Origin of the sequence: Micromonospora parastrephiae, from assembly GCF_016802865.1 — a bacterium.
GTDB lineage: Bacteria > Actinomycetota > Actinomycetes > Mycobacteriales > Micromonosporaceae > Micromonospora > Micromonospora parastrephiae.
The window spans coordinates 1-5,858 of record NZ_JAEVHM010000263.1 but is presented as its reverse complement, the minus strand read 5'-3'; the positions used below and the strand labels follow the sequence as shown (position 1 = coordinate 5,858).

The 5,858-nt window shown below is 72.8% G+C and carries 7 protein-coding genes; 5 read left to right on the top strand and 2 right to left on the bottom strand.

Annotation, left to right across the window (positions count from 1 at the left end):
- Positions 1–88: 88 nt before the first annotated feature.
- The 5 genes from JNW91_RS28860 (at position 89) to JNW91_RS28840 (ending at position 3,847) form a co-directional block, all read left to right on the top strand.
- Entirely contained in the window at positions 89–457 is a 369-nt protein-coding gene (locus tag JNW91_RS28860; protein WP_203178644.1) for a hypothetical protein, read from the top strand.
- Positions 454–639 carry a hypothetical protein gene (locus tag JNW91_RS28855; protein ID WP_203178643.1) on the top strand — a complete coding sequence of 62 codons (186 nt, stop codon included), beginning with the start codon at positions 454–456 and terminating at the stop codon, positions 637–639. Before JNW91_RS28860 ends, JNW91_RS28855 begins: the two co-directional genes overlap by 4 nt.
- Complete coding sequence (locus JNW91_RS32800; protein WP_238425889.1) at positions 636–1,634, top strand: hypothetical protein; 999 nt, start codon at positions 636–638, stop codon at positions 1,632–1,634. The genes JNW91_RS28855 and JNW91_RS32800 overlap by 4 nt, the downstream gene beginning before the upstream one ends.
- Positions 1,631–1,978: a hypothetical protein gene (locus JNW91_RS28845; protein ID WP_203178642.1), complete on the top strand. Its 348-nt coding sequence runs from the start codon at positions 1,631–1,633 to the stop codon at positions 1,976–1,978. The genes JNW91_RS32800 and JNW91_RS28845 overlap by 4 nt, the downstream gene beginning before the upstream one ends.
- An 81-nt stretch (positions 1,979–2,059) precedes the next feature.
- Positions 2,060–3,847 (top strand): helicase HerA domain-containing protein, encoded by a 1,788-nt coding sequence (locus JNW91_RS28840; RefSeq protein ID WP_238425888.1) that lies wholly within the window; start codon positions 2,060–2,062, stop codon positions 3,845–3,847.
- A gap of 372 nt (positions 3,848–4,219) precedes the next feature.
- On the opposite strand, the gene JNW91_RS28835 is transcribed toward JNW91_RS28840, so the two are convergent.
- Positions 4,220–4,405 carry a hypothetical protein gene (locus JNW91_RS28835; RefSeq protein ID WP_203178640.1) on the bottom strand — a complete coding sequence of 62 codons (186 nt, stop codon included), beginning with the start codon at positions 4,403–4,405 and terminating at the stop codon, positions 4,220–4,222.
- A gap of 315 nt (positions 4,406–4,720) precedes the next feature.
- Complete coding sequence (locus JNW91_RS28830) at positions 4,721–5,728, bottom strand: helix-turn-helix domain-containing protein (protein WP_203178638.1); 1,008 nt, start codon at positions 5,726–5,728, stop codon at positions 4,721–4,723.
- Positions 5,729–5,858 lie beyond the last annotated feature (130 nt).

Sequence of the window (5,858 nt, the reverse complement as noted above, 5' to 3'; positions counted from 1 at the left end):
CCCGGGCGCCTGCGCCCCCTCCCCCCCGGACACAGCTGCGCCCCCCCGAACGTCCTTGAACGTCCGTAGAACGTCCAGGGGTGCGGGCGTGCGCGAGACGCCGGCGGCTGCCGCTCCGGCCGGGCCGCCCCCCTCCAGATGCGACAAGCACCGCACGGACCCGGATCCCGGCCCGTGCCGGGCGTGCGGCGACGCCCGCAAGGCTCGGGAGGCGTACGACCGCGACCAGGCCGACGCCGCATCCCGAGCCCAATCCGAGAAGGCACGCGACCAGGCCGCCGCCCGCCGCGTCGCCATCGACAACTGCCAGCTCTGCGATGCCTCCGGCTACCGCGACGGCCGGCTGTGCGCCCACGACCCCACCGTCATCGACCGATCCCGTCGCGGCGCCGCAGCCGCGGCCGCCGCCATCCGCCGGCCTGGTGCCGCCGATCTGACTTGGAGCAACCCCGCGTGAAATTCGTTTTGCTCATTTTTTCCGGCGGTGTCGGCGTTCCGGTCGCCGTCCTGCTCATCGCCCGCGCCCTGGTCGAGCGGCACGCAGACCAGCACGGCGCCGCGATCCGCGCCGCTGGCGACCTGCCGAGCCGCCGCGAGGCCGCCCAGCGCCCTGCCCGTCCGAAGGAGATGGCCCGATGACCGCCCCCGCCATCAACGGCACCCGCTACCCGCAGCCCGTTGACGCGCTCCTGCCCGCCGCCCGCAAGCTCGACCTTCCGGACGGGCACCGGTTCCCGTCCCGCAACCGGCTGATGCGCGAGTTCCGCATCGGCGCGCCGAAGGCCGACGAGCTGCTGGTACTGCTGCGCGCCGAGGCCGTCGACGAGCCGGCCCGTGACCCGTGGGACTACGCCGAACCGATCGGCCCGGACCCGCTGGCGGCTCCCGTCGTGCCCGAGTCCGTGCCGCCGGTCGAACCGGACCCGACGCCCGCACCGCCGGCCCCGGCCGCCGGGCCGGCCGAGCAGGTCGCGCCGGTCGGTCACCCGGGCACGCAGGTTGACTCCCGCCCGTCCGGGCGGCCGAGCCGCAGTGCGCGTCGGGCCGCGCGGACGCAGGCCGCCCACGACGCGCTGATGCAGGGTCAGACCCGGCGGGTACGCGAGTGGACCGCCAAGGCGGCCGAGGCGCGGCAGCTCCGACGGCTGCTGATGAACCCGGACATCCAGGCGGTCCGGCTGATGCGCCAGCGAGCACGGTGGACGGCGATGGCGTGGTCGGCGCTGCTATTCGCACTGGCCTTCACGATGGTCAACGTCCAGCGGTTCGCCGCCGGGCACGCCGAGGCGTGGACGCCGACGTGGCTGGTCGCCTGGCTCGTCGACCCGGCGTTCTCGACCCTGCTCGTCGGCCTGCTCATCGCTCGGGGGCAGCTGTCGGCGGTCGGCCGCAGCGTCCACCAGCGCACCGTCCGCCGGGTGGAGTACGCGTTGCTAGCCAGCACCGCGGCGATGAACGTGATGCCGACCCTGGCCGAGGGGTACCCGGGCGGGTGGCGGGAGCAGGTCATGCAGGTGTTGCTGCACCTGCTGATCCCTGGGTTGGCGTTCGCGTCGGCGATGGTCATCACGCTGATTCAGGACCACTTCGCGGCCGCGATCGCGGCGATCACCGAGGGCGAGGACGCCCGATGAGGCGTGGACCCGGCCTGTTCCTGGCCATGGCGATCATGTGCGCCGGCCTGGCCGTGATCGTAGGCGGCTGGTCGCGAGTGGCGTGCGTCTGCTCGGCGGTGACCTGCCTGTGCGCCTGGCTCAAGCCCTGCCCCACCAGCCGGAAGCCCGCACCTGCCCCGATCAACCGGGACGTGGTGCGAAACCTGCTCAAGCTCGGCATGGCCGAGACCGACGCCGCTGAGCGCGACATCGACAGCCTTGAGTTCGACGCCGCCAAGGTCAAGTTCGAGCGGGCGCTCCGTGCGGCTACTCCAGCCGACCAGGCCGCCGCCTACGAAGCCCTCAAGCGGCACGGCTACTGACGACCCACCACAAGCGCGGGGCCTGGCCACACCTTCCACAGCCCGGCCGGGCCCCGCATCCCCGTGAAGGGAGGAACCAGCATGGCAGACACCGTCCGCATCGTGGAGCTGGAAAAGCTGCTGCGCCGCCGTAAACACCGAGTGCTGCGCCTGACGTACCGCTATCTGTCCGGCCGGCCGTTGTCCGGCCGTGACGGCTACCCGTACCGCCGCCGCGGCGCCGGTCGGCTCGCCGGCTGGCAGCGGCAGGTGTACCGCCTTGGTGTGCCCGCCACGGCCGGCGCGGTGGCCGTGTTTCCCGACCAGGCGCTCACCGCCGCCGCAGCCATCGCGGTCGGCGCGGCGTGGCGGGGCCGCCGGCGGCTGGTGCAGCGCCGCTTCCACCGCGAGTACATCGCCCCGACCCTCGCCGCGATCACCCCGCCGCTCGGCCTGCAGACCGGCGTACGGCTGCACGTCGACCCGTCACTGGGCAACCTCACCCCCCGGCTCGCGAAGCCGCTGTCGCCCGCTGAGGAAGCCGCACGCGCCTGGTACGGGCAGCACGTCGAACCGGTCCTGCGGTGGCTCCCCGAACGCGCTCAGCGTGGCCTGTGGGCGCTGCAGCGGCGGGCCCGGCCGGTCACGTCCCGGCTGGAGGTGTTCCGCCGCCCAGGCGAAGAGGTGGGGCCGCGCATCGAGCTGCTGATCGACACCCCGTACGTGACGAAGGAGCAGCGGCAGCTGGTGTCGTCGATCGTCGGCAGCAAGATCCCCGTCGCGGACCTTGTCGAGGCGTGGCATCAGGTCGGCCCTCGGGTCCGGGCCCGGTGGACGGTCCGCAAGCGTCCGCCGGCGATCGTCGGTCACGACCAGGTCCTCGCGCACTTCCCCCGCTTGGCCGAGTGGGAGTTCTACATCGGGCAGGGCGCCGGCGACGTTCCGATCGTCATCTCGCTGCGCGACGACTCCCCGCACATCGCCGAGAGCGCCGGATCCGGCGCGGGTAAGTCGGTCCTCGCGATGTTGATCGCCGTGCAGGTCCTCGCCCGCGGCGGGCGAGTGGTCATCCTTGACCGAAAAGGATCGCACCGGTGGGCGCTCGGGCAGCCCGGTGTGGACTACTGCTCGCGGCCGGCGCAGATGCACGACGCGCTACTTCGTGAGGCCGCCGAGGCTGACGAGCGGAACACGCTCGCCCTGCACGAGGAAGACGACTGGGATCCGGGACCACGAACCCTGATCATCTGCGAGGAACTGAACGCCACCATCGGCATGCTCGCCAACTACTGGGCCGACGTGCGGGAGAAGGGCGACCCGAAGCGGTCGCCGGCGATCTCGGCGCTGGGTGATCTGCTCTTCATGGGCCGAGCGGCGAAGAAGAACGTCCTGGCGATCGCGCAGATGCTCACCGCGCGAGCGATCGGCGGGCCGGAGGCGCGCGAGAACTTCGGCATTCGCTGCTTGGCAAGGTACACGTCGAACGCATGGAAGATGCTCGTTCCGGAGGCGTCGATGCCGCGGGCGTCGCGGACGTTGGGCCGGTGGCAGGTCGTCATCGGCGGTCAGGCCACCGAGGTTCAGGTGGCGTACCTGACGACCGCGCAGGCACGCGCCCTGGCAACGTCCCCGTCAGACCTTGATAACGGTCTGAGCAGGGATGTCCCCGGGGACGGGGACATGATGACCTTGAAGGACGCCATCGACGCCGGGGTGCTGCCGTGGAAGTACGAGGCGGCGAAGAAGCGGATGCAGCGGCGCGTCGGGAGGGTGCCGGCGGCCAGGGGAAAGCGCGGCGGCGCCGACCTGTACGCCCGCGTTGATCTGGTCGAGTGGACCAGCGAGGCGCGGATTTCGATTCCGCCGGGCGCCGGCGGATTGCGCACCTGAGTGCGCAATCCATGAGCCGCTCACGGATTCCGCAAGGCCCTGCGGATTCGGCACCGCCGTTCCGAATCCGGGAGCTGGGGGCGGTCGGTGCTTGCCCACCGACCGCCCCCTCGTCACGTCTTCGGCTGGGCTTTGCGGGGCCGTCCCGGTGGTCGACGACTCGGCGTGGCCTTGGCCCCCCACTCTCCGGCCTGCCGGCGGCGGCACTCCGGATCCGGGCAGTCGCACCACCAGCCGAGCTCGTCAGTCGGGATGCGGTCACCGCCGCACGTGTGCGGGATCTGGAGGATCGTGGGCGCGCAGCCGAGGCAGCGGGACGGGCCTTGCGGCAGGGGCCGACCGGGCGTGTCGTCGATCGGCCCCTGCATCGGATCAGTAGTCCTGACCGGCGCGGACGCTGGCAAGGAACGCCGCCCACGCCTCCCAGCTGACGACGATCTGCTGTTCCGGCCGGTGGGAGCTGCGCAGCACCCGATTGAGTGCGGCGTCGATCGCGACCTCCAGGCGCTCGGCCGCCCGGTTCGGATCCGGCTCGGCGGCGCCAGCCGGGCCGGTCACCGGGCCCGCCACTCGTAGAGGTGCAGCGCGGCGCGTCCACGGGCTTGCGCGCGCATCCGCTCTCGGGCGGCGGCCTGCTCGCGGTCCTGGATGGCCTGACCGGTGCCCGGTTCCACGGGCGGTAGAGGTGCCAGCGCTACGGCCAGCCGGCGCCGTAAGTTCCTGAGCACGGTGTCGCCTCCCGGAGTCAGAGGCGCGACGCGGACCGGCCGGCGAGCCGATCCCACCGCCACGCACGATCATCGTGCGATAACGGACAGCATCCGAACGGGGGCGCGGCGTCCGGAACCTGTCCGGAACCTGTTCCCGGACAGCTCAGCCGCCGGCCGTCTCCAGCGCCTGCCGGTACTCCTGCGTCCACTCCGCGTCGCGCTGGTCCGCCGGCAGCCCGGCCAACCCGGCACGAAGGTTGTCCACGGCGGCGGCCTGGTCGCCGAGCGCGAGGTACGCCAGCCCGAGGCCCATCCGGCTGAACGTCGGCGACAGCCAGTAGGCCGTAGCCGGCGGCGCCGTGGACTCAGCGGCCGTCGTGAGGTCGCTCGCCTCACCGAGCAACCGCACAGCCGCAGCCTCATCGCCGAGCAGCGCGTACCCGTGTGCGGCCTGAACCGCGTCCCCAACCCGCTGCAACAGGGACGCGTCCGGCGTGTGGTAGGCGGCCAGGAAGTACCGGACGATGCCGCGCGGGTTGCCCCGCTGGCGCTCCAGGTAGCCACGGAAGTTCAACGCCTGCGCCGCCAGCAGCCCGGAGCCGAGCGCGTCGGCCTCGTCGGTGGCTTCACCCAGCACCCGGATCGCCGCGGCGTCGTTGCGCGCCTCAGCGTGCAGCCACCCGACGAACTGTGTCCACTCGGCGGCCACCGCGTGCAGCTCGGCGGCCGCCGGCCCGCGAGCATCAGCGGCGAGGCCCTGCACGGTGCGCCACTGCGGCACCGACCACGGCAGCATCATCGGCGCGGGCAGCGTGTCGTCGAGGCGGCGTTGCGCGGCCAGCACGTCGGCGATCAGGTGCACGCTCTCCACGTCGAGCTTGGTCGGGTGCGCGATCGCGTGGGCGAGTCGCTGATCATCGTCGGGTGTCGTCACCGCCGGCGCGTCGACGACCAGGGCGGTGAGAACGCCGCCGGCGCCGAGGACGGTGTCGAGCTGCGCCGCGACCTCGCATGTCGGTCGTGCGCGGGCGCTCTCCAGGTCGCACAGGTAGCTCTTGCTGAAGTGCCCGAGCCTGGCCAGGTCGCGTAGCGACAACCCGCGTTCGCTGCGTAGACGGGCAAGCTCGGCGGGGAAGCGCGGGTCAACGACGGTTCGGATGCGGGCTGGCATCGGTGCTCCCGGTAGAGGACGGGTGGCGGCGCCGCCGGCCTCTACCCCGGCGGGCCGCCACCACCGACGGTACCGGCGGCGTGCACGTCCGTCACCCTGCCCCGCCGCGGTAGAGGGGGGCCGCCGGCGT